Annotated in this window: 17 protein-coding genes; 11 read left to right on the forward strand and 6 right to left on the reverse strand. The window is 39.2% G+C overall.

Translation table 11 applies throughout. The annotated features are described in order from the left end of the window. Positions 1-5 precede the first annotated feature (5 nt). From QUE09_RS06260 to QUE09_RS06285, 6 genes are read right to left on the reverse strand one after another with little or no spacing between them, the layout of a single operon-like run. Positions 6-3,299, reverse strand: a complete 3,294-nt coding sequence (locus QUE09_RS06260; protein ID WP_286235343.1) for a type I restriction endonuclease subunit R — start codon at positions 3,297-3,299, stop codon at positions 6-8. Then, positions 3,296-3,913, reverse strand: coding sequence for an SLATT domain-containing protein (locus tag QUE09_RS06265; protein WP_286235344.1), 618 nt, complete (start codon positions 3,911-3,913; stop codon positions 3,296-3,298). The genes QUE09_RS06260 and QUE09_RS06265 overlap by 4 nt, the downstream gene beginning before the upstream one ends. Positions 3,914-3,921: 8 nt before the next feature. Continuing rightward, positions 3,922-5,202, reverse strand: coding sequence for an SMODS domain-containing nucleotidyltransferase (locus tag QUE09_RS06270; protein WP_286235345.1), 1,281 nt, complete (start codon positions 5,200-5,202; stop codon positions 3,922-3,924). Between the two features lie 14 nt (positions 5,203-5,216). Then, positions 5,217-6,437: a restriction endonuclease subunit S gene (locus QUE09_RS06275; protein ID WP_286235346.1), complete on the reverse strand. Its 1,221-nt coding sequence runs from the start codon at positions 6,435-6,437 to the stop codon at positions 5,217-5,219. Beyond that, positions 6,427-7,944, reverse strand: a complete 1,518-nt coding sequence (locus QUE09_RS06280) for a type I restriction-modification system subunit M (RefSeq protein ID WP_286235347.1) — start codon at positions 7,942-7,944, stop codon at positions 6,427-6,429. Before QUE09_RS06280 ends, QUE09_RS06275 begins: the two co-directional genes overlap by 11 nt. 2 nt (positions 7,945-7,946) lie before the next feature. Continuing rightward, complete coding sequence (locus tag QUE09_RS06285; RefSeq protein WP_286235348.1) at positions 7,947-8,561, reverse strand: restriction endonuclease subunit S domain-containing protein; 615 nt, start codon at positions 8,559-8,561, stop codon at positions 7,947-7,949. Positions 8,562-8,803: 242 nt separating this feature from the next. Here QUE09_RS06285 and QUE09_RS06290 point away from each other — a divergent pair, with 242 nt between their 5' ends. The 11 genes from QUE09_RS06290 (at position 8,804) to QUE09_RS06340 (ending at position 26,807) form a co-directional block, all read left to right on the forward strand. Further along, a complete protein-coding gene (locus QUE09_RS06290) occupies positions 8,804-10,189 on the forward strand; it encodes a tyrosine-type recombinase/integrase (protein WP_286235349.1) in 1,386 nt (461 codons plus the stop codon). Continuing rightward, a complete protein-coding gene (locus QUE09_RS06295) occupies positions 10,158-12,770 on the forward strand; it encodes a hypothetical protein (RefSeq protein ID WP_286235350.1) in 2,613 nt (870 codons plus the stop codon). Before QUE09_RS06290 ends, QUE09_RS06295 begins: the two co-directional genes overlap by 32 nt. Beyond that, positions 12,767-14,761: a hypothetical protein gene (locus QUE09_RS06300; protein WP_286235351.1), complete on the forward strand. Its 1,995-nt coding sequence runs from the start codon at positions 12,767-12,769 to the stop codon at positions 14,759-14,761. Before QUE09_RS06295 ends, QUE09_RS06300 begins: the two co-directional genes overlap by 4 nt. A 1-nt stretch (position 14,762) precedes the next feature. Continuing rightward, positions 14,763-15,167: a DUF6262 family protein gene (locus tag QUE09_RS06305; RefSeq protein ID WP_286235352.1), complete on the forward strand. Its 405-nt coding sequence runs from the start codon at positions 14,763-14,765 to the stop codon at positions 15,165-15,167. A 114-nt stretch (positions 15,168-15,281) separates the two neighbouring features. Continuing rightward, complete coding sequence (locus QUE09_RS06310) at positions 15,282-16,097, forward strand: hypothetical protein (protein WP_286235353.1); 816 nt, start codon at positions 15,282-15,284, stop codon at positions 16,095-16,097. A gap of 218 nt (positions 16,098-16,315) precedes the next feature. Next, the gene (locus QUE09_RS06315) at positions 16,316-17,344 is read left to right on the forward strand and encodes an N-6 DNA methylase (RefSeq protein WP_286235896.1); all 1,029 of its coding nucleotides are present in this window, start codon (positions 16,316-16,318) and stop codon (positions 17,342-17,344) included. Then, complete coding sequence (locus QUE09_RS06320; RefSeq protein WP_286235354.1) at positions 17,334-18,815, forward strand: restriction endonuclease subunit S; 1,482 nt, start codon at positions 17,334-17,336, stop codon at positions 18,813-18,815. Before QUE09_RS06315 ends, QUE09_RS06320 begins: the two co-directional genes overlap by 11 nt. Then, entirely contained in the window at positions 18,815-19,882 is a 1,068-nt protein-coding gene (locus tag QUE09_RS06325) for a DUF4917 family protein (RefSeq protein WP_286235355.1), read from the forward strand. Before QUE09_RS06320 ends, QUE09_RS06325 begins: the two co-directional genes overlap by 1 nt. 2 nt (positions 19,883-19,884) lie before the next feature. Then, positions 19,885-23,079 (forward strand): type I restriction endonuclease subunit R, encoded by a 3,195-nt coding sequence (locus QUE09_RS06330; protein ID WP_286235356.1) that lies wholly within the window; start codon positions 19,885-19,887, stop codon positions 23,077-23,079. A gap of 24 nt (positions 23,080-23,103) precedes the next feature. Then, positions 23,104-25,722: an AAA family ATPase gene (locus tag QUE09_RS06335; protein ID WP_286235357.1), complete on the forward strand. Its 2,619-nt coding sequence runs from the start codon at positions 23,104-23,106 to the stop codon at positions 25,720-25,722. Beyond that, the gene (locus QUE09_RS06340) at positions 25,719-26,807 is read left to right on the forward strand and encodes a 5-methylcytosine restriction system specificity protein McrC (protein WP_286235358.1); all 1,089 of its coding nucleotides are present in this window, start codon (positions 25,719-25,721) and stop codon (positions 26,805-26,807) included. The genes QUE09_RS06335 and QUE09_RS06340 overlap by 4 nt, the downstream gene beginning before the upstream one ends. The last annotated feature ends 77 nt before the right edge of the window (positions 26,808-26,884 follow it).

Below are 26,884 nucleotides of genomic sequence, written 5' to 3' on the forward strand. Positions count from 1 at the left end.
GCTTGTTAGCCCCTTGCTAAGCCTAATCGAGTGATCTTAAGCACTTCTTCAATCAGCTTTTGGGCGTTATCAAGGCCAAGATCAGCAAATAACAGCGGCAACAGTTTCATGTGAATAGCGTTTTCAATCTCCGCAGGATTGATTGAATACTCAGCAACAGCAGTATTCACCACATCATCAATATTAAACGCCAAAGCTACTAACTTGTCGTTATCGAGATCCTTTTCAGTCAAGAAGTCACCATCAAATAGGTGCTTAAACAAACCAAAGTACGCTTGTGCATGTTTATTTAACTTGCCGGAGTCATCTACAAAATCATTAGGAACATCAGCCACCTTGCGCTCTTTAACTTCCTGTTCAAAATCAGCAAAAAGGATGTATTGTTTAACTGGTGCATCAAACATCGCTTTGGCATCTTCAATCGCCTTTTTAAGCATCTTCGAGAAATATTCCTGTGCATAAGGATCATCTGCTAAGTCTTGCTCAATCATCTTAGTGATTCGACCTGTGATTTTATCAGTCTGGTTACGAGCTTCGTCATCGCTCATATCCTGTGGCTTAACGTCCTTTCCTAAATTGCCAACCAAATAAGCACCATCAGGCTCTTTCACTTCAATACCAGCAATGTGCTTGTCTAGAAGGCTGCGAATATCTTCAGCGTATTCATCATAATTAATGGTTTCGTCAGCATCTTCACGCACTTGTTTACGCAAATCGACAAACGCTTTTAAGTCACGTTTGTACAAGTCACGCTTGTTCTCGAATGACTTATCTTCAAAGTAGGTTGCTGATTGCAATGCTACTTTCATACAGTTTGAAAATGCGGTCAGTGCTGAGTAGAAGTCATCACGTTTTTTAATATTCGTATCAACAAGCTTGCCATCAATATCATTCACCTTAGGCGCTAACGCTTGGCGAAGCGCTGGGCCATCTTGTTTGTTTTTAACACCATCAAATATTGCCCATAAATCGCTATGCAGCCCCGGAAGCTTTTTGTATTCCGTGTCCATGCGGTTATACAAACCTTTCAGATCGTCAATGTCAAAGCCACCTTGGGTACGCTCAGCAAGGTCTTGGTACTTTTCTATTGTGGTATCAAGCTCTTTTAAAATGCCTCGGTAATCGATTAAGTAACCAAACTGCTTTTTACTATGCAATCGGTTAACACGGGCAATTGCTTGTATTAGGTTGTGCTCTTTTAAAGGCTTATCGATGTAAAGCACAGTGTTCTTTGGCTCGTCAAAGCCTGTCAGGAGCTTATCAACTACGATCATGATGTCCGGGCCATCATCTCTACCGTACTCTTCAATAATAGCCTTGGTGTAGGCTTTTTCGTCCATTTTGTTTACGTTAGCTTTCCACCAATTTTGCACGATATCCTTACTCTCTTGATCAACAGCCTCGTGACCCTCACGTGTATCAGGTGCCGACATCGCCACAACCGATGTAACCGTGCCTATTTTATCCAATGCCTTCTTATAACGGATTGCAGAAGCTTTGGAGTCACAAGCTAGCTGGCCTTTTAAGCCTTGTTGTTTAAAGTTCTGGAAGTGGTCAGCAATATCGTATGCGATTAATTCAATACGACCTTCGGTTTGGTAGATTTGACCTTTTTGAGAAAACTTCTTCTTTAGGTCGGTCTTTTGCTTATCACTTAGTTTGCTAGTGCTGCGCTCAAACCAAGCGTCAATGGCTTTGTCATTAACGTTCAGCTCTGGAATACGCTCTTCATACAAAAGAGGGGTTACGGTTTTATCCTCAACCGCTTGCTGTATGGTGTAGCTGTGGATGATCTTACCGAATTTATTTTCGGTCTTATCGTCCTTTAACAGTGGCGTACCCGTAAAAGCAATATAGGCAGCTTTAGGTAGCGTCTGCTGCATACGGATATTATTTTCACCGTTTTGACTTCGGTGGCCTTCATCCACAAGTACAATAATGTTTGGGCTGTCGTTGTAACATTCTTTGTATTTAATCGCTGAGCCAAACTTATTAATGATCGAGAAGATAACTCGCTCATTACCTTTACCGATTTGTTCAGCTAAACGCTTACCAGTGGTCGCCATCGCATCTTTCTTATCTCGGTCAGTTAATACACCGCCAGATGCAAAGGTTCTGCTTAGTTGATCTTCTAAGTCCACACGGTCTGTAACTATGATCACTCGGCATTGTGCAAGCTCTTCAAGCCAAATAAGCGCTTTGGATAAAAACACCATAGTAAATGACTTACCGCTACCCGTGGTGTGCCAAATAACACCACCTTCACGAGCACCTGAATCATCAAACGTATTAATGCGTTCAATAAGTGCTTTTATGCCAAATACCTGTTGGTATCGAGCGACAATCTTGCCTGCTTTTTTATCAAACAAGGTAAACAGGCGAGTCATATCAAGCAAGCGCTCTGGGCGGAGTAAGCTGATAATAAGCCTATCTTGATCAGTAACGGTTAGGTCACCAGCGGCTAGAAGTGACAGGTAATCATCTTTCGCTTTGACAGGACGATGATCAAACAGCCCATTTAATTGTTCATCGCTCAATTTATGATTTTTAAGTCTCACAAATTCCGCTTCTGGTATTTGTTCTTCCTTCCATTTCGCCCAGAACTTTTCAGGGGTGCCACATGTGGCATATAAACCTTCATGCCCATTTACTGCTAATAGCAATTGGCTATAGGCATACAAGTGAGGAATTTCAACCTGTCCTTGGTTTCGAATGTGCTGAGAAATCGCTTCAGCGTTGGTCGATTTTCCTTCTTTATTTGAATCCGGGCGTTTCGCCTCGATAACCACTAATGGCAACCCATTCACAAAGCACACAATATCTGGAATGCGATTGCCAGTGCCTTCGGCATTTTGAACCACTAACTCTTCAGTAAAATGGAATTGGTTATTATCAATTTTGTGCCAATCAATAAGCTTAATGGTGGGGGAGGCTTTTTTGCCATCTATAAATTCAGTAACGCTAACGCCATACATCAATGCATTGTAGATTTTCTCATTAGCCCCTTTTAAACCAAGGTTCATGGCAGGGTTTAGCTCATGCATGACCTTATCAATTGCGGCCTCTGATAACGTATGTTGCTTACCCGAAAATGAGAATGTTTGTTTCGCTAAAAAGGCACGCATAACAGGTAACAAAATAACCTGATGGGTGCTTTTCTTTTCGTTTGCTAAGGTATTACCTTTTAACGCCTCGCATTCACTTGGTGGTATGAAGGTGTAACCTAGGTTCGTTAACAGCGTAAGAGCTGGCACTTTAGCACTGAATTCTTCTTGGAAGTTAACAGAACCATTCCTCATGAGTTGACTCCTTCTGTTTGAATGAATTTACAAACATGAGTCATAATTGCGTCTGTATTTAGCAAAACAATAATTACCATCACTATTAAGGAAATCCAAAAAGTTAGAGGTACTTTATCCCTAAAAAAGCCAAATTTTCTTTGTTCATCTATCCAAGCAATTTGCTGTTCCCAAAAGAATTTATAGTGGGCGAACCAAGTTGCAAACATAATGTGGTTTGACGCACAGCTATTGTTATATCGCTGTTCAATGTCGTTAAGTTTGCTTGCTATATCTGGAGTATTTGGGGATTGAGATTTAGCGTCCGACATTAAATGTTTGAGTTCATTGAACAGACCAGTTAATGCAATACCTTTTTCTTCGTATATCTCTTTATCCCCATTTTTCATGGAAATATAAAGTCCAATAAGTCCAAGTACTAAAAGCGTGCAAGACATGAATTTTGTCGAAAGGCTAGAGAACGCTAACGCATAAATACCAAAGGCCATTGAAAAAAAGCTAATTAAGCCGGGTAGTCTTTCTATCATTTCATAGCTAGCGAAATGTAGCTTAGCTGAGTAACCAACGTTATAAGCTGTTTCAGCAATGTGCTTTTTCAAGTTATTAATATCCATTTTTTCTCCTATTGAATCGGCACGTCAATTCTGTCTTTCGCCACTACCACTCCGTTTTGAATGGCGTAACATTCAACAATATGCTCGCCATTAAAGTCTGTCTTTTCTTCTTTATTTCTAAAGCCTTTATCGATCACAATATCGCCACGGATACAATCACGCCTCTCCGCTTCTGTACCCCGATTCAAAACTTTCCACTTTAATATGAAGTCTCCGGGCACATTGATATCAGCTACATAAAACTTCAATTTTTTCTTTGCTTGTAATTTTAATTTTTTAGCCAACATCGTTCTTAATAAAGCTTCTCTAAATCCATTCTGTGACACTTCGCATTCAAGAGTTAAGTTGTATCTGATGTCTACACTGTAAGAATCCTCAATAAATTGCTCGGTATTTCTATAGTTATAAGCTGAGGATTTACTCTCTTGAATTGCTGAGGCAGGGAATGGTCTTCCAAATATTTTTTTCCACTTTTTGTTAGCTGATGATGACTCACCAGCGTCTATAGCTTTTAACGAGTCTTCATATGCTTTTTTTGCTTTGCGCTGAAACTTTGCTTTAACGTTTACCCTTTGGTTGCTGCCAAGTGCCAAATAATAATCTTTAGTAGGTTCTTCAGATAAATACTTGAAAAAGTCTCTGCACATCCAGTCATAGAAAGCTGTGGACCGATTATCGTAATCAGAAGAAGACTTCAGAAAATTATATGCTAGTGTATCGATAAGTAGACCTCCCATACCGACACCGCTTTTGTTTTTCCATGCTCTTGCCATTTTACAAAGCTTCCGTAGATTTTTATTCTTTTGATCTACAAACTCTTTCATAGCCTTTATTTCTTCACGAGGTTTGGTAACTTTCCAGCTACCACCATTGTATGTGTCAGGGTATTTAAAGCTGCCATCGTCTTGCTCAAACACAGGTTGAACTTCGACCATAAAACCACTGTAGATTACTTGAACTACCAGTCGGTCCTTTTTAACGGTAGTTCTAGGATATCTAGCGGAAATGGCATCTTTTGTATCATCCAACAACTTAGATTGTTTACCGTCTTTGTAATCATTCCATCTTGATGCTGGCATAATGTAAAGCATATCAAGGTCTGAAATGCCTTTAATACCAGTCCAGCGACCATATGATCCGACCTGTAAGCTATTTGCTGTTTTGGATTCGGTATCGCGAAATTTTTTATTTAACGCTGATGTTATTTCTTCGTACTTTGAAGTAATAGAAGCAGCATTATCAATTTTTAAATTTGCTAAAAAATCGGTAAACATTTCAGTTGTTGTCATTGATATTCCCTTATCTAAATCTTAACTCTGCGCTTGCCTGTCAACAGTTGCTGCATTAGCGCTTTTTTCTCTTGCTTTAAATCAGCAAGCTGTTGTTCTAATAACTCGATTTCTTTGTCGGCATTAGATAAAACAGAGGCGATTTTCTTTTGCTCTAATAATGATGGCAGTCTGATCTTTATTGTTTTTATGATCGCTGCACTGAGATTTGGTTGGCCGCCTTGTACTAAATTTAATGCTCTTTGCATTTGTACATCGAGCAAATAAAACATAAACAAGTTGTGACAGTGAGATTTGGTTTCTAATGCTAAAATAGCCTGATTTATCGTTGCATTATCTAACTTGTTAATTGCAACTTTTCCTGCGGTAGCACCATACATAGCTATAAGAATACTACCTTTCTTCACGACCTTTGCCGAAGAGTTTTCCAGCCCTAACTCAGTGATATATTCATTAACATCAAGAATAAACCTGTCATTTAGTTTGCCTGATGTTATCCAAGGTATTTGACCTCCATAATATTCTTCCTTGCTACGTGATGGGGTTCCTCCAGAGAAGCATTTTGATGTTGACTCTATTGTTGTATCTTCCCACTCACCATCAAACGGTTTACCTGAGTCATCAAGTAGGCGTTTTTTGCCAGTGAGCAGTTGTTGCATGAGGGCTTTTTTCTGCTGTTTGCTGTTGTCGATTAGTCGCTCGGTGGCGCTAATCGCTTTATCCCAAGTGGATAGGATTTTAGCGATTTTGCGTTGTTCTGGGAGTGGGGGAACATCAATTGGTATAGATCGTATTGTTGGTAAATTAAGCCCTGCTTTTGCTCCAGAATCATTTAACCGATTTATTTTATGATTCATTGCTTTTGATGATAAGAGATAGGCAATATATTTACTGTGCGACTTTTTCTCATCCAATCGTATTAAAGCAGTGTGCTGATTTATAAATGCCTCACCCAACCCTTCGTGAACCCAGCCAATTTTTCCAAGTTCGGCTGTAATAGACATAAGAATATCGCCAGCTTTTAATGATGTTCTTTTGCCATCTGAAGAATCGCTTTTTACATCAACAAATTTCAAATCTGATAAATTTAAATAAATATTATCTCTTTGAAGATTTGTCATTCGAATGAACTTGCTGCCTTGCTCTGCGTAGTACTTTGCCCAGTCACGAGAGCCACTTGTTACAGTCAAGCATAAGTTATTTAAGCGAACATGTTCCCATCCATTAGGCACCATAACCTAACTCCTTTAAGTAGCCTTCCATTTCTGCTTCAAGGGTTTGCAACTCGTTTTTTAATTGAACACGTTCAGTGCGTACTGCCACCAAATCAATCTCGGCTTCTTCTTCGAAGGTATCAACGTAACGAGGTATATTGAGGTTAAAATCGTTTTCTTTGATTTCATCAAAACTGGCAAGGTAGGCGTATTTATCAACGTTTTCACGAGCCTTGTAGGTTTCGATGATCTTTTTAATATTATCGTCAGTTAATTGGTTTTGGTTTTTGCCTGATTTGAACTCACGACTGGCATCAATAAACAATACGTTTTTGTCTGTTTTGTGCTTTTTAAATATCAAAATAGCGGCTGGAATACCTGTTCCAAAGAACAGCTTTTCGGGTAGTCCAATAACGGTATCTAGCAAGTTTTCTTCAATCAGTTGTTGGCGGATTTTGCCTTCGCTCGATGCTCTAAATAACACACCATGTGGCACTACCACGCCCATGCGGCCTGTTTCGGGTTTTAACGTTTCAATCATGTGACTGATAAAGGCATAGTCACCTTTGGTTTTTGGTGGAATACCACGTCTAAAGCGCCCATATGGGTCGTTACTGGCATCATCATGTCCCCACTTATCAAGTGAAAATGGGGGGTTGGCTGTAACTACGTCAAAGTGCAGTAAGCCATTACCGTCTTTATCTTTTAGTAGTGGGTTACGAATGGTGTCGCCCCATTCAATACGGTGGTTATCTTCACCGTGAAGGAACATGTTCATTTTCGCAAGCGCCCAAGTCGAACCTATCGCTTCTTGCCCAAATAATGCGTATTTTTTGGAGCCAGAGTTTTTACGTACCATAGCGCCGCATTTAAGAAGCAATGAGCCACTCCCTGTACATGGGTCACATATTTGGTCGCCCTCAACTGGCTCTAAAACCGTTGCTAAGAGGGTTGAAACCTCTGGCGGGGTATAGTATTCGCCAGCGGTAGCGCCACTACCAGCCGCAAAGTGCTTAATGAGGTATTCATAGGCGTTACCGATGATGTCTAAGCTGCCTACGCGCTCTGAGCTTAAATCTAAGATGTCTTTACCGAAGTCTTCGAGCAAGTGGCGAAGTAAGTCGTTCTTTTGTTTTTCTTGGCCTAAGCGGTCAGTGTTAAAGCTGATGTCTTGGAATACGTTTTTAAGCTTGCTGCCGTTGGCTTCTTCAATAGCGTGTAGGGCTTTGTCGATGCGCTCACCATTGCCTGCTTCATAACGCTTTTCATATAAATCCCAAAAGCTTGCGCCTTCTGGCAGTACAAAACGCTGTTTCGACATCATGGCGTGAATAAGTTCAGGATTATCACCATATTGAGCAACCAGTTTGTTGTATTCGTCTTTATAAACATCAGAGATGTACTTTAAAAACAGCATTGTCAGGATGAAGTCTTTATAGGTGTCTGCACTAATCACACCACGGAAGGTGTCACAAGCGGCCCATACCGCTTTGTTGATATCATCTTGGTTAATTTTAGCTGTTGTCATCTTTATCCCTTGTAATTCAATTCTTTCATGGCAACAGCCTCAAGTAGTCGTTGCCTGTTCTCTATCATTTTTAACAACGCTTTTCTTTCAAGCATTGCTGTCTTATACATTTCACTGATTAACTTTTGCCTTTTTATCGGCAAGATTTTTATTGGCACATTTTCAAGTACTTGTCGCCTAATACTCAAATACATCGAGCCTTCTGCTGTTTTCTTGAAGTAATGTTGAGCTAATTGTTGATTAAGTTGCCAACATACAAAGTCTGGAATAATTGTGTTTTTAAATTCATCTTTAACTCTTACTAAAAAGAAATGAGGTGAACAGACTGTCCTCTCTTGGATGGTGTCAACTAGAACGCTGTAATGTTTCGCACCTTTCGCTACAAATAAAATATCACCTGGCTTTAACCAATCTGGTGATTTTTTGCTTTTTAGAATAGTTTCAACCATTGAGTAATGATTGATTTCACCTGTAACGTCAGTATCTCTTACCTGAACAACATTAACGTCACCGTTATCATATTGTTTTATTGTTCCGCGAAAAGGGTGGCCTAAGCGGATATCAGCAATATCACTCAGGCGCAGCTCTTCAGCAGCTTGGCGCAATTTTACATTCATGAACCTTATGCCCTGGTTATTCAACCAACTGTATTTATGTGACTTTATATAGCCCGGCAGAGTCTTTAAACGACGATTGGGGATACGAAAATCACATTATAAAGTACTTAATATATTGGAAATTATTGTGGCTGACATTGTTTGCTAGGTCAATAAAAAATGCAGTAACAAAATACTGCATTTTGTTGACACATTATATAATTGCACCTATATTTTTGCAGTATTGTAATGGAGCAGTTAATTTGAATGGCAATTATCCCAAAGTTGTAAAACAAACAGTCAATTTAGGCAGCCTGTCTTACTTCTCTGACGTTGATGGAAAAGGTCAGCGCACCATAGCTTTTCATGAAGATCATGTTGTTGAGCGCTTCCCTAGAGTATTATCTCTGGCTCGAATTCTGGATGCTCTCGAAATCAATTTATTCTTAGAGCACAGATATAAAGGGCTTTTTATGCCACCTAAACGTGGCGGTAAAAAGAACTCTCTTGGTGGCGTGTCGCTTATTACTGTGCAGTCATTAGCAAATTCGATGAGTTTGTTTTTGCAATGGGTTGAGAAGAATAACGTGAACTGGCATGAGGTTTATGCGGTAAGTGACAGTGATAAAGCTAAATATTGGTTACCAGTTTATCGCTATCGCAAGCACCTTATAGAGCAAGTTATTGCAAAGGATATAGACAGAGATACGGCAAACCTATACATCAACCATGTTAGGCAGTTTTACGAATGGGCAAGAAAGCAACGCAGAATTGATAAAGTGCCATTCAAATATAAAACCAAGGTCATTAAGAAAAAGCGCAAGGATGGCAGTTTAGATTTGCTATTTACCGACTACGGTAGTGAGGAAAAAGGCTTTACCATTACCACCACTGATTTACTGATCCCTAAAAAGTATAAGCAAAAGAAATCTGGCGATGCAGGTTTATCACCTTACAGTCAAGATGAATTAAAGTTGCTCTACGCCAGTAAGGAACTGACAAAGCAAGGTGCAAAATTGCGAGTGGATTTAGCTGTGCAATGCGGCTTGCGTGCGGAAGAAGTTGCCACTTTTACCGCCAGCTATGTTGTTGATCCCGACTTGGATAATAAAGCAATTTATTACGTAACCATAATCGGCAAGTACGACAAAGAACGCACGATAATGGTGTCAAAAGGATTGATGACATCACTTTGGCAATACCGGAACGGCAAAGAACACCAAAACAGATTAGCCAAGTGGCAGCTTGCACATGGTAATTGTGATGATGCACCACTGTTTCTTAATCGCTCTGGTAATTTCATGTCTCGTAAATCTATCGGCAATGTGATCTCAAAAGTGCGTAAGGAGTTAGCGCCATTCGGGAAAACACTAAAACGTGATTTTCATGATTTACGTTCAACTTTTGCAACGAACCTTGCCGGTTTCTTGATCCATAAGAATCTGCCCATTGGCTTTGTGCAATACAAAATAATGCAGTTACTAGGACATTCCGACTTCTCTACTACAGTGAAGTACATAAACTTTGCCCGCTCTCTTACATTTGACAAACAGATGGCAAGTTGGGTTGATAAATTATTTGGTGAATTTGTCACGCCACTACAAGAAGATGCTTTTCATGCTGATCAATCAGGAAGTGCAGATGCTTGATACAGTGCTTGATTTGTCACAGTTGGAAGAGCAGCTAGGCAGTTGTTTAACGGATGAAAACTGTAAACGGATTAAACTACACATTAGCTTTCTGAAACGGCTGTTGCTGCGTCATTCAGTGTTGCGAAACCATTGTCAGAGTTTAATACAAGATGTTAACTCGCTATTTCGGGACGACTATTGGCTTAGGCTAGAAATACAGGCACAACATATTGAACCAGAAGATGATGTGTTATTTAGGCGTTGCTTATTTCATTTTGCAACGGCATTAACCAAGGTCAGTTCAAGACCAAGCACCGTTTTTGTTTTTGATACAAACATTGATTTATTGCATTGGCATCGAAAAAGTTTCCGATTGGGTAAAGAGCTTAACGATGCCATAAGTGCATGGGATAAGCGGTCAACATTTGCAAGAAGTACAACTCGTGCTATTGCTCAAAGAGCTCCAAAGTGCCTACAGTTATTATGTGATTGTTCTCCTTCACTTACAAAACAGCTCCATGAAAAAGGGTTGCTCTGGTTTAAATCAACAACGCACTTCAGGCAAATCTTTAACAAATACCCGATTAAAGATAAGAACTCTATACTCCAATCGGCGTTATTTTCGGTACTTAAAGCATACCAACCAGATCATTTTCAAGTAATAAGGATCACCATTAACGATAAATCCATAGACGTTACTGATTTAAACGATATTGAGCCACTGTTGATTGAACAGCTTCAAGCACTTGCAAACTCAGATAAATTTAAAGGGGAGCTAGAGCATGATGTTGTGTCAATGACTATTCGCTTTATTGCCAACTTAAATGCTATTCGCAAAGTAATTCAAAGTAACAAATTATTGATTAACGGCAAAGGCTTGAATGGGTTTAAGCAAAATAACTATCAAGTGTTAAAAAAAGCAAAGTGCATCTTATCAAAGTATCAATTCGCAGAACTTTTACTACTTTTAGAGCAATACTTTGGGCATGAGGTTCATCGCCATTACTACGTTGATCATTTGCTGCCTTTTTACTTTGAAAAGGAAAAAAAGTATCGACTAATTGATTATGGCGAAGTTGCTTCTAAGTGCCCGGGGATCATGGCGGAAATTGAGCAAATACATAAATCAGAAACCGAATTACTACCTGAAAAAAATTACGATATGGAGACGCTACATACTCGGTTTAGTAAGCTTAAGCGTCTGATATTGAAATATATTGTCCCAACGTTCAAATACGAGCTTGCAAGTCATGGTATTCGCTGCTTAAGCATTAAAAAGAACCGTATTCAAAAAGCGCTCTTTCAGCAGTTGCAAAGTGACGTAAAAACTAAAGTGATTAGTGTGAGAAGTGGTACTTCTTACACGGAGGCTATACGTTGGCTGATGTTAATCACAGGTCAACAGGTAGTGGAAGCTTTTAAAATATCACTTAAGCGGCATCAGCGTCACGCTAGAAGAATAAAGATGGAAGACTTGTATAGTGATGACGAGCTACGAGAGTTGATTTTTTATATTGAAAAGGGAATCAAAGAAACGGATAACGTAAAAAAATTACTAGCACTGTACTTTGCTCGAATCCAAGTAAAAAGTTGCTGGAATACGTCACCTATGACGGATATTGAATTGAGTGACATCGCCGATGTCGCACTACCTACTGCCAAGAAAAGCATTTCTCTATTAATTCAAAAGCCAAGAAAAGGCTATGACATTGATACATATTCTTTAAATGGTCGTACTGTAAACAGTGTCATGCGAGATATCGTGTACATTAAGGATACGCTAACTCAGGGCTACCGCCATTTGGGTGACCAGCATACTCAAAAATATTTATTTATTTTCAAAGAAAAAACCAATGTAAGTCGTGTATTGGCAGGCAATATCATTGCTCATATCAAATCTATCTTAAATCGACTTGGTTGCACGGTTAATTATGACTCAATGCGCATTCGCAAGAATGGTGCAAATCATCTTTACCGTGAAGTAGCAAAGCAAATGCGTGCTTATGAATCAGCAAAACTTCATACCTTCGACACGTTCATCAAGCACTACCAACGAGTGAGTGAACAAAAAACACAACAAACTTTGCACACAGCAGTAGATGTGATGCAGCGTTATTTTACAGGTCGAGAAATTGACCCGGAAATTAAGGTGTTAATGGTTGATGACAGTAGCACTCAGAAAACGCCCACAGGTGAGTGTGCATCTCAAGGAAACGATGCAGAAGCGTCACAATACGGTAAAGAACATCGGCACCTATCAGGCGGTAAGGAAAATGGGTGGTGTAGCGACTTTTTGGCGTGTGTGTGGTGTAAGCACTTTAGAACAGTCGCTGATCCTCAGCATGTTTGGCAGTTGCTAAGCTATCGTGATTATGTATTGGCAGATATGTCGGCCAGTATTTCTGATATTGAAAATAATGAATTTCAGCAGGAAGCGATTGCGGCACTACATCAGCGAGTTGATGACATATTAGAGCAAGTAGCAATTAAAAATTCGATGGCAGTGGCTAAGGGAAAGGAACTGATGGCGGAAAGAGGAATGCATCCGTATTGGGCATTTGCAGTAACGTCAGTTAAGAATGTGGGAGATATTTTATGACGGGCATTTCAACTGCTGTAGATACCTGTTTAAAGATTGATGGGCTTATCAGCATCAATCCTTATAGTTTACCGATTGATGCCGAACTCACACCATTGGTGCTTTGGCAATATATACGGTCTAATAAAAAACAGATCACATTGTTTGGTGATGATTCTTGGTACTCGCAAGGCAACAATTTATCTGTAACCTTTAACGGTGTCGGGTTGAAGTATAAATATCAACTTAAAGCCCTAACACTTGGTATGTATACGCAAGGCTCAGGACAAGGCATGGAGCCGCTTGCATGGTCTACGATTCGTAGAAATATTGCTAATCTCAAACGCCTTGCGAAATGGCTTGAACGTTACGGTATCGATAGCTTTGATGACTTAGACCAACTGCCAGAATTGCGTTTGCGCAATATTATATTGGACTTGGTTCAAGCATCTGACTTGCAGAAACATTCATCTTTTGCTCAATCACTGTTAACGGCCATTTATTGGTTAAAACTATATTTAGTGGTCAAAAATGTACAGTTTTACGATTTAATGAATGAGTATTTTATGCCCTTTGCTTTACTCAAAGAGCAACGCAGGAGTAAGCATTCAGTAATACCGATTCAAATAATGAAGCAAGCTCTCAAGGCAAGCGAAGAGCATATCAATTCTGCTGAGAAGATAATCGATAATTGGCACAGCCTGCAAACAAAACTAAATGATGCAATTCCACACTTACCTTCAGCCGATTTTACGAAATCTACTTACATTGATGGTTTGGACAGAGAGGAAAGTGCTGAACTGGATGATTATTACGAGCTAATTAAAAATCTTCGCAGATATACATTTGTGCTTGTAGTTAGTTATACAGGTATGCGCTATAGCGAAGCAATGGCACTGAGTGATGATTCAGCTATTGAGCGAGACGGTAAATACTTTATCAAGACGTTGTTGTCTAAAACTACAGATGACACCCAAAGCTTAGAGTGGGTAACGAATGAAATCACCTATCGAGCGGTAAAACTTCTCACTAGAGTTTGTTCTGTTTACCGTGAACGAGCAGCCGTACTATTAAAACATCACAGCGATTTATTGCCAATAAAGCGTAAGTTGAATTTAGAGTTTGGTTTGAGTAATCGAACCTTGTTTGGTGTTTTACCCCATAAAAAATCCTGCGAGTTTTCATTAAATACTAAGTCCACTAAAAATGGTTTTAATAACATAAACAAAATGTTTTCGATAAGAGTCACTGAGCATGACATTGCCGAACTTGAGCGCATGGGATGTAATTACCAATCCGTCAGCTCAAATCATAAAAAGTTTAAGAAGCCATATAAAGTAGGCGATTTCTTCAATTTTACCGCCCATCAATTTAGACATACCTTTGCTTGGTTTATTGTCGCAAACCGCTTGGGTGATTTAGACGATATTAAGTATCAGTACAAACATTTAGAGAACATGATGTCGTTGGTTTACAGCCAACGAGGATATGAGTCAATGGAGGAGTTAATTGGACTAACCGAAAGTTTCTCTGAGTTTATGATCTCGCAAGCAATGGAAGATATGGTGAGCGCTGCACAAGACGGCACACTAGCAGGAAAAGGCGGACAAAACTTTATCGCCAAATTGACAGAGATCCTGGCAGATGACCTTACCACTGGAAGCACACCTCACTTCAAAAATATGGAAGAGTTGATCACATTTGCTGCTAAACATACCAACAACTTTAGAGGTGTGTCACATGGTTACTGTACCAAGGGATCTGAATGTAAAGTTCGTAATGCAGCAGATCCAAGCCACTGTGTATGGTGCGATAGCTATATTGCAACACCTCGACATTTACCACACTGGCTGGTTGTTAAAAAGCGATGTGAATCGCAATTAGCTGCATTTGAAAAATTTCCGTCAGAGATAAAGCAGCGGTTAAAAGCATTTAGTACGGCATTAAATGACAACCTTGAAGCCGCCAATATCATCATTGACCAGTTAACGATAAAAGTGAAGGAAGCCTAATATGAGCGAATCAGTTGAGATCACAATGGCTGACAAAATTGATACGGCCTTGTCTGAAATGACAGCAAATAACGAAAAAATCAACGTTAGCCAAGTTGCGAAACGATTAGGAATTTCAAATTCTGCAATCTACAAGTTTAACCCTGAAAAAATCCCGGATATTCAGACTGCGCAAAAGCGTCAAAAACATAAGGCTGAATCTATTGCTGTTGGTACTGAAAATGAGCAGCTTAAGAAAGAAGTTGAATCGTTAAAAAAAACGAACCTTGATTATAAGGAGCTAGCTGACGATTTGAGAACGCAAAATCAGTCATTGTGGGATCATATTCAGCAGGTTTACAACATGTACGATGAAGTCTTAGCTGAGCGTAATAGTTTCGCCGAAAGGCTTAAACATGGACTCTAATATAGTTAAAAATCAAATAACAAATTTAAATCAGGGCCTGTCAACGATAACTAAATAAGATGACACTTTCAGCTCCAAATTTTAGTGTTTTTTAGAAAATATAAGGAAAAAGTAGTGATAATAGAATACTTATGCCTTGCTCAAGATGAAGTAGAGCTACATATAGCCATTCCGGTAAATGATTGCAGTAATAGCAACCAATACTTTGTACATTTCGGTGGGTTAAAAGATTATCGCTTTAGCCAATCAACCATAGCAATTATTGGCGATTGGGAATTTGATGCATTTGTAGAGTGTTTAAATCTTTCAATTGATTATATCGATAGTGGTATAACACAATTAAGAAAAACGTTCCGCTCTAAAAATATGGGGATAGTGACGTTTGAATTATCTAAAAAATCGGATCAACCAGATAAGATTCGATTGAAATTTGTATTTGATCAACAAATACCAGTTATGAATGGAGCGAATTGGCGAGGTATTAAGGAGGGCGAGTTCGCTTTTTACGCTTCAATTAGTGAATTACAGAAGCTTAACGAAATATTCGCTCAGCTAGCTGAAGGGCAAGACGAATATGAACAGATATTAGAGACCTCTCGTGAAGATTGGATTTGCCCAAACGAGCTTGCCTATCCAAAAGAGCTAATCACTATTGACTCTCTTTTACAAAGCGCTAAGAGCGAAATAAATAAAAACGCACCAATAACGATAAAAAATGCTTGGATTGAGCTTCTAGAGCGAAACTGCTCCTATGATGTTGAGATAGCAATTTGTTCGAAATGTAGTGGGAAATTTTCACGAGATGTAAAATGGAAGAAACAGTGCTTTGGCTGTTATAGAGAAGGGAGGCCTAGTGCATTTCAAACGACAGAAAACCTACAGCGAGAAATTCCGCACTGGTTATCCAACATAGAGCTGGAGACTGTTTAAGCTCCTTCTGTTGATTCGATTACTGAAATTCCTGATGCACATAAATGTTATTCATTCTGTTGGAGAATATAAAATTATCTAGATTGAACTTAGTAACAAAGTTAAATCATAGCTCCCAGATTCACCTTAAATTTCAGAGAAAATCCCAATAAAATTGTTACCACTCTAAATACCAATTAATTCAAGGTGGTAACAACTTTTCATTTGTCGAAAACGACATTAACTTTACGCCAAAATCAGTGGTAGCACTTATTGCTGAAATGATTGAGCCGTTTAAAGGCAAAATATACGACCCTTGTTGTGGTTCAGGCGGCATGTTTGTGCAATCCCTTAAGTTTATTGATAGTCACAAAGGCAACCGTAAAAACATTGCCATTTACGGTCAGGAATACACCAACACCACCTACAAGCTAGCTAAGATGAACCTGGCCGTGCGTGGAATCTCAGGTAATTTAGGCGAGGTAGCGGGTGATAGCTTCTTTAAAGATCAACATGAAGACTTAAAAGCTGATTACATTATGGCAAACCCACCGTTTAACCAAAAACAATGGCGTGGTGAAAAAGAGCTCATAGATGACCATCGTTGGGATGGTTTCGAAGTGCCACCTACAGGTAATGCCAACTATGCGTGGATCATGCACATGATCTCAAAGTTGAGTGAAAACGGCACAGCAGGTTTTGTATTAGCCAATGGTTCGATGAGCTCTAATACCGGTGGTGAAGGTGCTATTCGCCAGAAAATCATCGAAAAAGATTTAGTAGATTGCATGATTGCTTTACCGGGACAACTGTTCTACACCACACAAATTCCTGTTTGTTTATGGTTTATCACCAAGAATAAGAAAGAAGATACCGAGCGAGGCTATCGTAACCGCCAAGGTGAAACTTTATTTATTGATGCTCGTGAAATGGGCACAATGGTTAGCCGTGTTCATAAAGAACTTACTACCGAAGATATTGCTGAAATTGCTCGCACCTACCATGCTTGGCGTGGCGAAGAAAAAGATGGTGAATATGAAGATAAGGCTGGATACAGCAAATCAGCCACTTTAGATGAAATCAAAGCTAACGACTTTGTATTAACACCAGGTCGTTACGTTGGTGCTGCCGAGAATGAAGATGACGGTATTCCGTTTGAAGTGAAAATGAAAGAGCTAAGCCAAACCCTATATAGCCAGATGGAACAGGCTGAAACGCTAGACAATGCGATTCGTCAAAACTTGGAGGTGCTAGGTTATGGCGAGTAATTGGCAGCCAATGAAGCTACAGGATTTTGCCGAACATCAGAAGGGTTTTGCATTCAAATCTAAAGATTATATTGAAGATGGAGTGGCAGTTGTAAGGGTTAGTAATCTTACTACAAATTCAATTGATACTTCTGATTTAAAATACGTTTCAGATGAGGTAGCAGCAGATAAAAGTAACTTTAAATTAATTCAGAATGATGTAGTTATTGCAACGGTTGGGTCATGGCCTAAAAACCCAGCATCCGTAGTTGGTAAAGTAATAAAAGTACCGGAAAGTTGTGATAACTATTTACTTAACCAAAATGCAGTGCGTTTTAGAGTTAAATCACAAGAAAGTAGCGACCAGCTTTATCTATACTACTTGTTGAAGTCTAAGAAGTTTTCTGACTACATTATTTCAACTGCTCAAGGTAGTGCGAACCAAGCGAGTATAACTTTAAAAGATATATATGCTTTTGAATTCGATTGTCCAACTTCTTCTGAGAGAAAAAGAATAGCTGAAATACTCTCTGCAATGGATGATAAATCAGACGTAAACCGCAAAACCAACCAAACCCTTGAGCAAATGGCGCAAGCGTTATTTAAAAGCTGGTTTGTTGATTTTGACCCTGTATTCGACAACGCCCTTGCCAGTGGCGTTGCAGTCAGCGACTTCCCCGAAGCCTTGCAGAAAAAAGCGCAACTAAGATTCGAACAACGCCAACAAGTGCAACAACAAATTGGTAATGGTGAGCTAGAAGCTAAACCATTACCAAAAGACATCCGCCAACTATTCCCAAATCAATTTGAACAAACTGATGAACCATCAATCGGCATTAACGGCTGGGTACCAAAAGGCTGGAATGTTAAAACGCTAGGAGAGTCGTGTTCGTTAGTTAGTGGTAAATCTTATAAATCTGCTGAATTGGAGCCTTCAGAAAATGCTTTAGTAACGTTAAAGTCATTTCAAAGAGGTGGTGGCTATAGGTTAGATGGTTTAAAAGAGTACACGGGAAACTTTAAAGATACTCAAGTAGTTAGTACAGGTGATATTATTTTGTCTTGTACTGATGTGACGCAGGCCGCTGAGTTAGTTGGAAGGCCTGCGCTAGTCGCTACAGATAGGAGATATAATAAGTTAATAATTTCACTTGATGTAATGAGAGTTATACCAAACGATGATCAGCAAAAAATGTTTTTTTATTATTTATTGGCACATAATAATTTTACACAATTTGCTTTATCTCATTGTACAGGCACAACAGTTTTACATTTAAAGAAAAAAGCTATCCCGGATTATACCTTCTTAAAACCAAAAGAAGCATTAATTGACTTATTTAGCGCAAAAGTTATTAATTTCATTTCCAAATGTGACCTAAATATTCAAGAAAATAGAAGTTTAGCGAAACTTAGAGATACTCTCTTACCAAAACTAATCTCTGGGGAATTACAACTTTCCACCGAAAGCAGAGATGCAGAGGTCTCTGCTTAATGAGTGAAATTTTGTTGTGGGAAAACATCAAGGATGATTATGCACAAGCAAGCTTGATTGTCGGCAACGGCGCAAGTATGGCTGTATCACCTAACTTTGATTATGGCTCTTTATATGATGCGGCAGTTAAGTTAAAACATATATCTAAACCAGTTCAAGAAGTATTTGATAGCTTTGAAGTTAATGACTTTGAGTTGGTTTTGCGTAGATTATGGCAAGCAAAATTGGTTAATACTGCGTTAGATATAGAACATGGCAAAGTTGAGGATTCATACCAACAAGTAAGAACGGCGTTGATCGCTACGGTTCGAGATATTCATGTTTCATACCAAGAAGCGGAAAAGCACTTAGTGCATATTTACAAATTTATGCAGCGATTTAGCAAAGTACTGGCTTTGAATTATGATCTGATAGTTTATTGGGCTGCGATGTTAGGTAATCGAGAGCTAGGCCCTTGGTTTAAAGATTGTTTTACGCCAAGTGATTTTTGTGAAGACTGGAAAGACAGAGAAGCTCCATATGGGGTAGCGAAAGGCGCAACATTATTTTTTTATCCTCATGGTAATATAGTCTTACACCATCACGAATTTTCCAGTGTTAAAAAAATAACTGCTAGTGCCGATGGTGACTTACTGGAAAGTATATTAGATAAGTGGGTACGAAAAGATTTAGCTCCGGCTTTTGTATGTGAAGGAACTCAAGAATCAAAACAGCAGTCTATTTCAAGCTGTGATTACTTAGAAAAAGTATTCTATGAAGTGCTACCAGATGTTGGTCAAAATATTGTTATTTATGGTTGGTCGATGGCTGAACAAGATCAGCATCTCCTTCAACAAATGAGTAAAAGTAAACCCCAAAAAATTGCTGTATCAGTATATAACGCTGATGAAACATTTATGGGGAAAGCTGAAAAACAACTTAATGACATTGGTGTTGAGGAAGTAGTTTTTTTTGATAGTGAAAGTGCAGGTGCGTGGAATCAGCCATCTACAGAATATTTAAAAGAACAAGAAGACAAACAGAAAGCAATGGCTGGTGCAGTTAAGAATGTTTTAGGGAAGAACTAATTATGAAATTTACAGAAGCGCAATTAGAAGCCGCTATCATTGAGTTATTGGGCGAACAAGGCTATCCGTATACTTCAGGGTCAGACCTCGTTAGAGACCCTGAACAAGTTATCATTGAAGATGATTTACGTGATTATTTAGCTAGCCGTTATTCACAAGATGATATTACGTCTAATGAAATAGATAGCATCATCAAGCAACTAGAGAATCTACCAGCTAGTGATTTGTACGAAAGTAATAAAACCTTTTGTAAATGGTTAAGCGATGGTTTTTTGTTAAAGCGAGAAGCTGGTAGCAAGCCTGGTGAACCGTCTAAAAAAGACTTATATATCCAGCTGATTGGCTACGATGATGTAGTTGATGGCCACAATATTTTTAAAATCGTTAATCAGCTTGAAATTGATAGCCCATCTGCTGATAACTCGAAACGCATCCCTGATGGCATTTTATATATTAATGGCCTACCTGTGGTGGTGATTGAATTTAAAAGTGCCATTCGTGAAGAGCAAGCGTCAATTCATGATGCCTTTGTGCAGTTAACCACTCGTTATCGTAGAGATATTCCGCAATTATTTGTTTTTAATGCTTTGTGTATTATCAGTGACGGCGTGAATAATAAAATGGGTAACGTATTTGCACCATACGATTTTTATTACGCATGGCGTAAAGTCACAGGTGATGAGTCAATTGAACAAGACGGCATAAATGCATTGCATACTATGTTGCAAGGCTTGTTTGATAAAGAGCGCTTATGTGATGTTATTCGTAACTTTATTTACTTCCCTGATAAGTCAAAAGGTGAAGTTAAAATAGTATGCCGTTACCCTCAGTATTACGCAGCCAGAAAGCTTTTTGAGAACATCAAAAAAGAGCGCAAGCTACCTAATGGAGAAGGGGGCAGCGGTAAAGGTGGAACCTATTTTGGGGCAACGGGCTGTGGTAAAAGTTTTACCATGCAGTTCTTATCTCGTTTATTGATGAAAAGCGTTGAGTTTGAAAGCCCAACCATCGTTTTAATAACAGATAGAACCGATTTAGACGACCAACTTTCACAACAGTTTGCTAACGCTAAAACCTATATTGGTGATGATCATATTGTTAGCGTTGAAAGCCGAGACCAGTTAAGAAAACTACTTAAAGGCAGACAAAGTGGTGGTGTGTTTTTAACGACGATTCATAAGTTTACTGAAGATATAGAGCTTCTAACTGAGCGCAGTAATGTGATCTGTATATCTGATGAAGCGCATCGCAGCCAAGTTAATTTAGATCAGAAAGTATCGATTACCGAAAAAGGTGTAAAACGCACTTTTGGTTTTGCCAAATACCTACACGATTCACTACCTAATGCGACCTTTGTTGGTTTTACCGGTACACCAATTGATGCCACGTTAGATGTATTTGGTAAGGTGGTTGATGCGTATACCATGTCTGAGTCGGTAAAAGACGAAATTACTGTACGCATTGTATATGAAGGCCGTGCGGCAAAAGTTTTACTTAATAATGCCAAGCTTGAAGAAATAGAAGCCTATTACAAGCAGTGTGAAGAGTCAGGTAGTAATGAACATCAAATAGAAGAAAGTAAAAAAGCCACATCGAGCATGAACTCGATATTAGGCGATTCTGATCGTATTCGAACCTTGGCTAAAGACTTTGTGGAGCACTACGAAGAGCGTATCAAAGAAGGTTCTACCATTAAAGGTAAAGCCATGTTCGTGTGTAGCTCACGGGAAATAGCGTATCAGTTCTATCAAGAGTTGGAAGAAATTCGCCCTGAATGGTTTGAAGTGCTTGAGTGTGAAAAAGGCTCTTCGTTAAGCGAAAAAGAAAAGAAAAAAATCAAACCGATGGAACGTGTCAAAATGGTAATGACACGAGGTAAGGATGACCCAGAAGATTTGTACAATCTATTAGGCACAAAAGAACACCGCAAAGAGTTAGATCGTCAGTTTAAGAATGAGAAGTCTAACTTTAAAATCGCTATTGTGGTTGATATGTGGCTTACGGGCTTTGATGTGCCATTCTTAGACACCATTTACATCGATAAGCCGTTACAAAAACACAACCTTATTCAGACCATTTCTCGTGTTAATCGTAAATTTGCAGGCAAGCATAAAGGCTTGGTGGTTGACTACATTGGCATTAAAACGGCAATGAACAAGGCATTAGCACAGTTTTCAAAATCAGAAGAAACGAATTTTGAAGACATTAATCAATCAGTGATTGCGGTGAAAGATCACCTTGATCTACTTTCTCGCATTTTCCATAAGTTCGATTCATCGCCTTATTTCACTGGTGAGCCAGTGGCACAGTTAAACTGCCTAAATAATGCCGCTGAATTTATTTTATCGGTGGGTAAGGTCGAAAAGCGTTTTATGGCGTTAGTGAAACGCTTAAAAGCCGCTTATGACGTTTGTTGCGGCAGTGAGAAGCTTTCACAGGAAGAGCGTGATCATATCCATTTCTATATGGCGGTACGCTCAATTATCTACAAGCTCACCAAAGGGGATGCGCCTGATACTGCACAAATGAACGCAAAGGTGCGTGAAATGATCGCTGAAGCGCTGAAAAGTGATGGCGTGGAAGAGATCTTTAAACTGGGTAACGGTGATGGCGAAATTGATATTTTTGATGAAGATTACCTCGCTAAGATCAGCAAAATAAAGCTGCCAAATACCAAGATAATGCTACTGCAAAAGATGCTAGCAAAAGCCATTGATGAAATGAAAAAGGTTAATTTGGCACAAGGCATAGATTTTACTAAACGCTTTAAAGCCTTGGTTGATAAATACAATGAACGCAAAGAAGAAGATGTATTGGTCAGTGAAGTGCTTGAAGACTTTTCTGATGAAATCATCAATATGTTTACCGACTTAAAAGCGGAAATGGACTCCAATGATGATTTGGGGATCAGTTTTGAAGAAAAAGCGTTTTACGACATTCTTAAATCATTAGCCATTAAATACGACTTCAGCTATCTAGAAGATAAACTGATTGAGCTTTCTCAAGAAGTAAAAGAAGTGGTTGATGATAAAGCAAAATATACCGACTGGAACAACCGAGACGATATTAAAGCTTCGTTAAAAGTAGATCTCATCATGCTGTTGGCGAAGTTTGGCTACCCACCAGTGAATCGTGACGAGGTGTATAAAGAGATTTTTGCTCAAGCTGAGAATTTTAAGAAGCACCGTGCGGCTTAGTAATACAGATAAAAGGGAATTGAAATGATAACAAAAGATAAACTAAGCCAATTGGTTGAAAACACGCTTGCGACTCATAACCTAAGCATTGATAGCACAGAGCTTAGCGCTCATGTTGAGCGAATTTATCCAGAATTAGTTGAAACGGTGTCTTATCCTGCTTGGGATAGTAAAGAGGACATTTTGGCGCACATTGGCACGTTGATCCTTCAGATAAATCAAAATCCTGAATTTAAAGAAGAGCTCAAAACGATTTTGGTTAAACAGATGAAGCAAAGTTTGGCGGAAAGCAGACCTAGCTGGTTTGTTGGTGCAAGCTGGGATGATGAAGATCAAACTCAACGGTTTATTGATGAAGGCATTTGGGAGAATGGCTATGACGATAAGTACATTCAAGACGTTAAAAGTATTAAACCGGGCGACCGGATAGCAATTAAATCGACCTATACACGTAAAAATAATTTACCATTTTCGAATCGAGGCAAAAATATGGCTTCGGTTATGGGAATTAAAGCTGTCGGTGTTGTTACTGGTAATAAGAAAGATGGCAAGCGAGTAGAAGTAGAATGGAAGCAAACGTTTTCACCAGCCAAAGAGTGGTACTTCTTTACAGGCCGCACAACTGTGTGGAAAGTTGAGCCTGGCGAATGGATGCCAGAAGCGCTTATTAAGTTTGCATTCGAAGATACTCCTCAAAATTATAAGAAATTTGCCAACCATTCCTTTTGGAAAGAGCGCTTTGGTGATATTCCTGAAGAAGATGTTCGATTCAAATGGACTGGATTTTACGAAGAAATTGCTAATGCGTTAAGTGAGTATCGTCATAACAGAACGGCGTTAGTTACTTGGATTCAAAAAACCGCTGATAAATTTGATTTGTCTTATATTCAAGGCAAGGATTTGGAAGATGTAGACCCGTTTACCGTGATGGGCATGTTCAATCGAGGCATGACCGATGAGAACCGTAAAAAAGTGGCTACGGAGTTAGCCAGTTTTCTAAGTGTCGATGTGGCAGTGCCTAATTCTTTTGAAGCAATTCCTATCCTTAATAATCAAAAGTCTTGGTTTTTCTGGGGTAAAGGCGAGAGACATGATGATGACATAGACAACCTATGGGCATTGTTTGAAGTGGCAAAGGACTTTGCTGATGAAAAGACAGAAGACGATGGTGCTGAGTTTATTGAGCTTTATAACCAAGTCGCATCACAAAAAGGCATTCGCTGGAACTTAACCATGGGGCTTTATTGGATACGTCCATGGTTCTTCCCAACATTAGAAAGCCAAAGCCAAGACTACTTGGCTTCACTTTCCATTAAGCCAGAGCTTAATGGGCCCAAAAAAAGCTGCACCGGAAGTGACTATTTGCTGTTAAGAGATAACTTACTATTACGGTTTGCAGAAGAAGCATTTCCCGTTCATTCGTTTCCTGAATTGTCATTGCATGCTTGGCAGAAACCTACACAGAAGGCCGTCGGAAAAGCTTTGACGTGGAAGGCCGCAATTTTAGAAAGAATCAAAGACTTATGCCTCACAAAAAATTCAGCAGACTTTACTAGAAGTGAGTTTCAGGAAGCTCATTTAGCAGACTTATCAAATTTATTCCCAAATAATGATGCAGTGGAATCAACAATTGATCGTCACATGCAGCTTTTAAGGGATGACAATCACATAGAGTTTATTAAGAAAGGTCATTATGAGTGGTTAGGGTTCGATGATGGAGACTCTGCACCAACTCCTGAAGTAGAAGTGAAAGCTGAGGATTATGGAATTGAAAACATCATCAAAGATGGTTGTTTCATACCACAATCAATACTCGAAGATATGCTTAGTCGCCTTAAAAATAAAAAGAACGTGATACTACAAGGGCCTCCAGGAACAGGAAAAACTTGGCTAGGTAAGCGCTTGGCTTATGCTTTGATTGGTCAAAAGCAACCAGCCTTTATCAAGGCTGTGCAGTTTCACCCAAATTTATCCTATGAAGATTTTATTAAGGGCTGGCGACCAAGTGGTGATGGCCAATTATCGCTCTGTGAAGGACCATTTCTGGATACGGTAAGACAAGCTCAACAAAACCCTAAGAATAAATACGTGGTGGTTATTGAAGAAATAAACCGAGGTAATCCGGCACAGATTTTTGGTGAAATGCTTACGCTTTTAGAAGCAGATAAACGAACACCTAGTGAAGCATTGGAGTTGAGTTATAGGCAAGAAGGTGACGAGCCAGTATATGTACCAGAAAATCTTTTTGTAATTGGTACTATGAACGTGGCCGATAGATCGCTCGCTTTGGTGGATTTGGCCTTAAGAAGACGCTTTGCCTTTATCAATTTAAAGCCAGTATTTGGAAAGCCTTGGCGTGATTGGGTTAATAGTAAAACTGAAATTGACGTTAAGTATCTAGAAACTATTGAAAATCGAATGTTGGAGCTCAATACAGTCATTGAAAATGACGATAGGTTAGGTGTTCAATTTCAGGTTGGGCATAGCTATGTGACACCAGCATTTGATAGTGAAATAACCGATGTAGAGAATTGGTTTAAGCAGGTTGTTGAAACGGAAATTTATCCTTTGTTGGAAGAGTATTGGTTTGATGATCCTAAAAAGGCAGCTCAGCAAAAAGAAGCATTGTTAAAACCACTATGAATGCAATAGCGCCACCAATTCAAAATTTGAGTGCAGGCATTCCTGTTAACAACTTATGGTTGTTGATGCTGTATGCGTCAGAGTTTCGCTATTTGATTGATGAATATGGCGGCACAGAGAGCATTGATGAAGATGTCGCTAGCCTTGTGGCTGATGTCTTATGCTCGCAAGTTGAAGCCAGATTAAAACGAAATTTAACCTACGGTTATAAGCACTCTACTCGTGACTTAAATCGAGTAAGAGGCCGTATTAACGTGCTGGAAACCTACTCTCAGCAGTTATTGCAAAAAGGTAAGGTTCGTTGCACGTTTGAAGAGTTATCTGTCGATACACCAAGGAATCGTTATATTTGTGCCGCCCTTACGCGTGTCGCTAGTTTGGTTGGCAAAAAGTCGCTAAAGCTGCGTTGTCATAAGCTTGCGCAATCTATGATAGAGCGTGGTGTCTCTCCTATGTTTGATGTCAGTTATCACCCAAAAAATGAACGTTTCGGACGACACGAACTGGCAGATAGAAAGGTACTTACAACAGCTGAGCTTGCGTTTAATTTGGCATTAATTAATGAATCAGCAACTAACGGTTATTTCGCATCCCCAGATAAACAAGCTGAATGGGTAAGAAAACTTTTTGAAAAAGCAGTTGGCGGCTTTTATGACTTAAAGCTAGATAAGTCATGGAGCGTTAAACCTGGTAAAAGGTTGAATTGGCAAATTGATGATGCATCAGAGCAAATAGAACAATTGATGCCTTCAATGCAGCTAGATATTTCACTTGAAAATGAAGAACTGCAACAACGTATTGTTATTGATACCAAATTTACTTCGATTACGACCAAACGTTTTCATGGAGGCGAAAGTTTTAAAAGTGGCTACATCTACCAACTTTATACTTACCTGAGATCTCAAGAGGTACTATCCGAACCAATGTCGTTGACATCAACAGGCATGTTACTTCACCCATCAGTAGGCGTTAATTATGATGAGCATGTCACCATACAAGGCCATCAATTGAGATTTTGCACTATTGATTTAAGTAGATCCTCTATGGAGATATCACATCAGTTATTCGAGTTAATTCATGAATGATGTTTGATACGTAATCAATAAAACGACGTTTAAGATCTAAAGATTTGAATGAAATATGTACAGAATATTGGATTTGG

Origin of the sequence: Thalassotalea sediminis, from assembly GCF_030295915.1 — a bacterium.
GTDB lineage: Bacteria > Pseudomonadota > Gammaproteobacteria > Enterobacterales > Alteromonadaceae > Thalassotalea_C > Thalassotalea_C sediminis.

Coding starts and splice junctions, on each gene's coding strand:
- QUE09_RS06265 (WP_286235344.1), bottom strand. CDS start 3,913: ATGGATATTAATAACTTGAAAAAGCACATTGCTGAAACAGCTTATAAC.
- QUE09_RS06335 (WP_286235357.1), top strand. CDS start 23,104: ATGATAACAAAAGATAAACTAAGCCAATTGGTTGAAAACACGCTTGCG.
- QUE09_RS06280 (WP_286235347.1), bottom strand. CDS start 7,944: ATGACAACAGCTAAAATTAACCAAGATGATATCAACAAAGCGGTATGG.
- QUE09_RS06325 (WP_286235355.1), top strand. CDS start 18,815: ATGAGTGAAATTTTGTTGTGGGAAAACATCAAGGATGATTATGCACAA.
- QUE09_RS06330 (WP_286235356.1), top strand. CDS start 19,885: ATGAAATTTACAGAAGCGCAATTAGAAGCCGCTATCATTGAGTTATTG.
- QUE09_RS06320 (WP_286235354.1), top strand. CDS start 17,334: ATGGCGAGTAATTGGCAGCCAATGAAGCTACAGGATTTTGCCGAACAT.
- QUE09_RS06260 (WP_286235343.1), bottom strand. CDS start 3,299: ATGAGGAATGGTTCTGTTAACTTCCAAGAAGAATTCAGTGCTAAAGTG.
- QUE09_RS06295 (WP_286235350.1), top strand. CDS start 10,158: ATGCTGATCAATCAGGAAGTGCAGATGCTTGATACAGTGCTTGATTTG.
- QUE09_RS06275 (WP_286235346.1), bottom strand. CDS start 6,437: ATGGTGCCTAATGGATGGGAACATGTTCGCTTAAATAACTTATGCTTG.
- QUE09_RS06300 (WP_286235351.1), top strand. CDS start 12,767: ATGACGGGCATTTCAACTGCTGTAGATACCTGTTTAAAGATTGATGGG.
- QUE09_RS06285 (WP_286235348.1), bottom strand. CDS start 8,561: ATGAATGTAAAATTGCGCCAAGCTGCTGAAGAGCTGCGCCTGAGTGAT.
- QUE09_RS06270 (WP_286235345.1), bottom strand. CDS start 5,202: ATGACAACAACTGAAATGTTTACCGATTTTTTAGCAAATTTAAAAATT.
- QUE09_RS06305 (WP_286235352.1), top strand. CDS start 14,763: ATGAGCGAATCAGTTGAGATCACAATGGCTGACAAAATTGATACGGCC.
- QUE09_RS06340 (WP_286235358.1), top strand. CDS start 25,719: ATGAATGCAATAGCGCCACCAATTCAAAATTTGAGTGCAGGCATTCCT.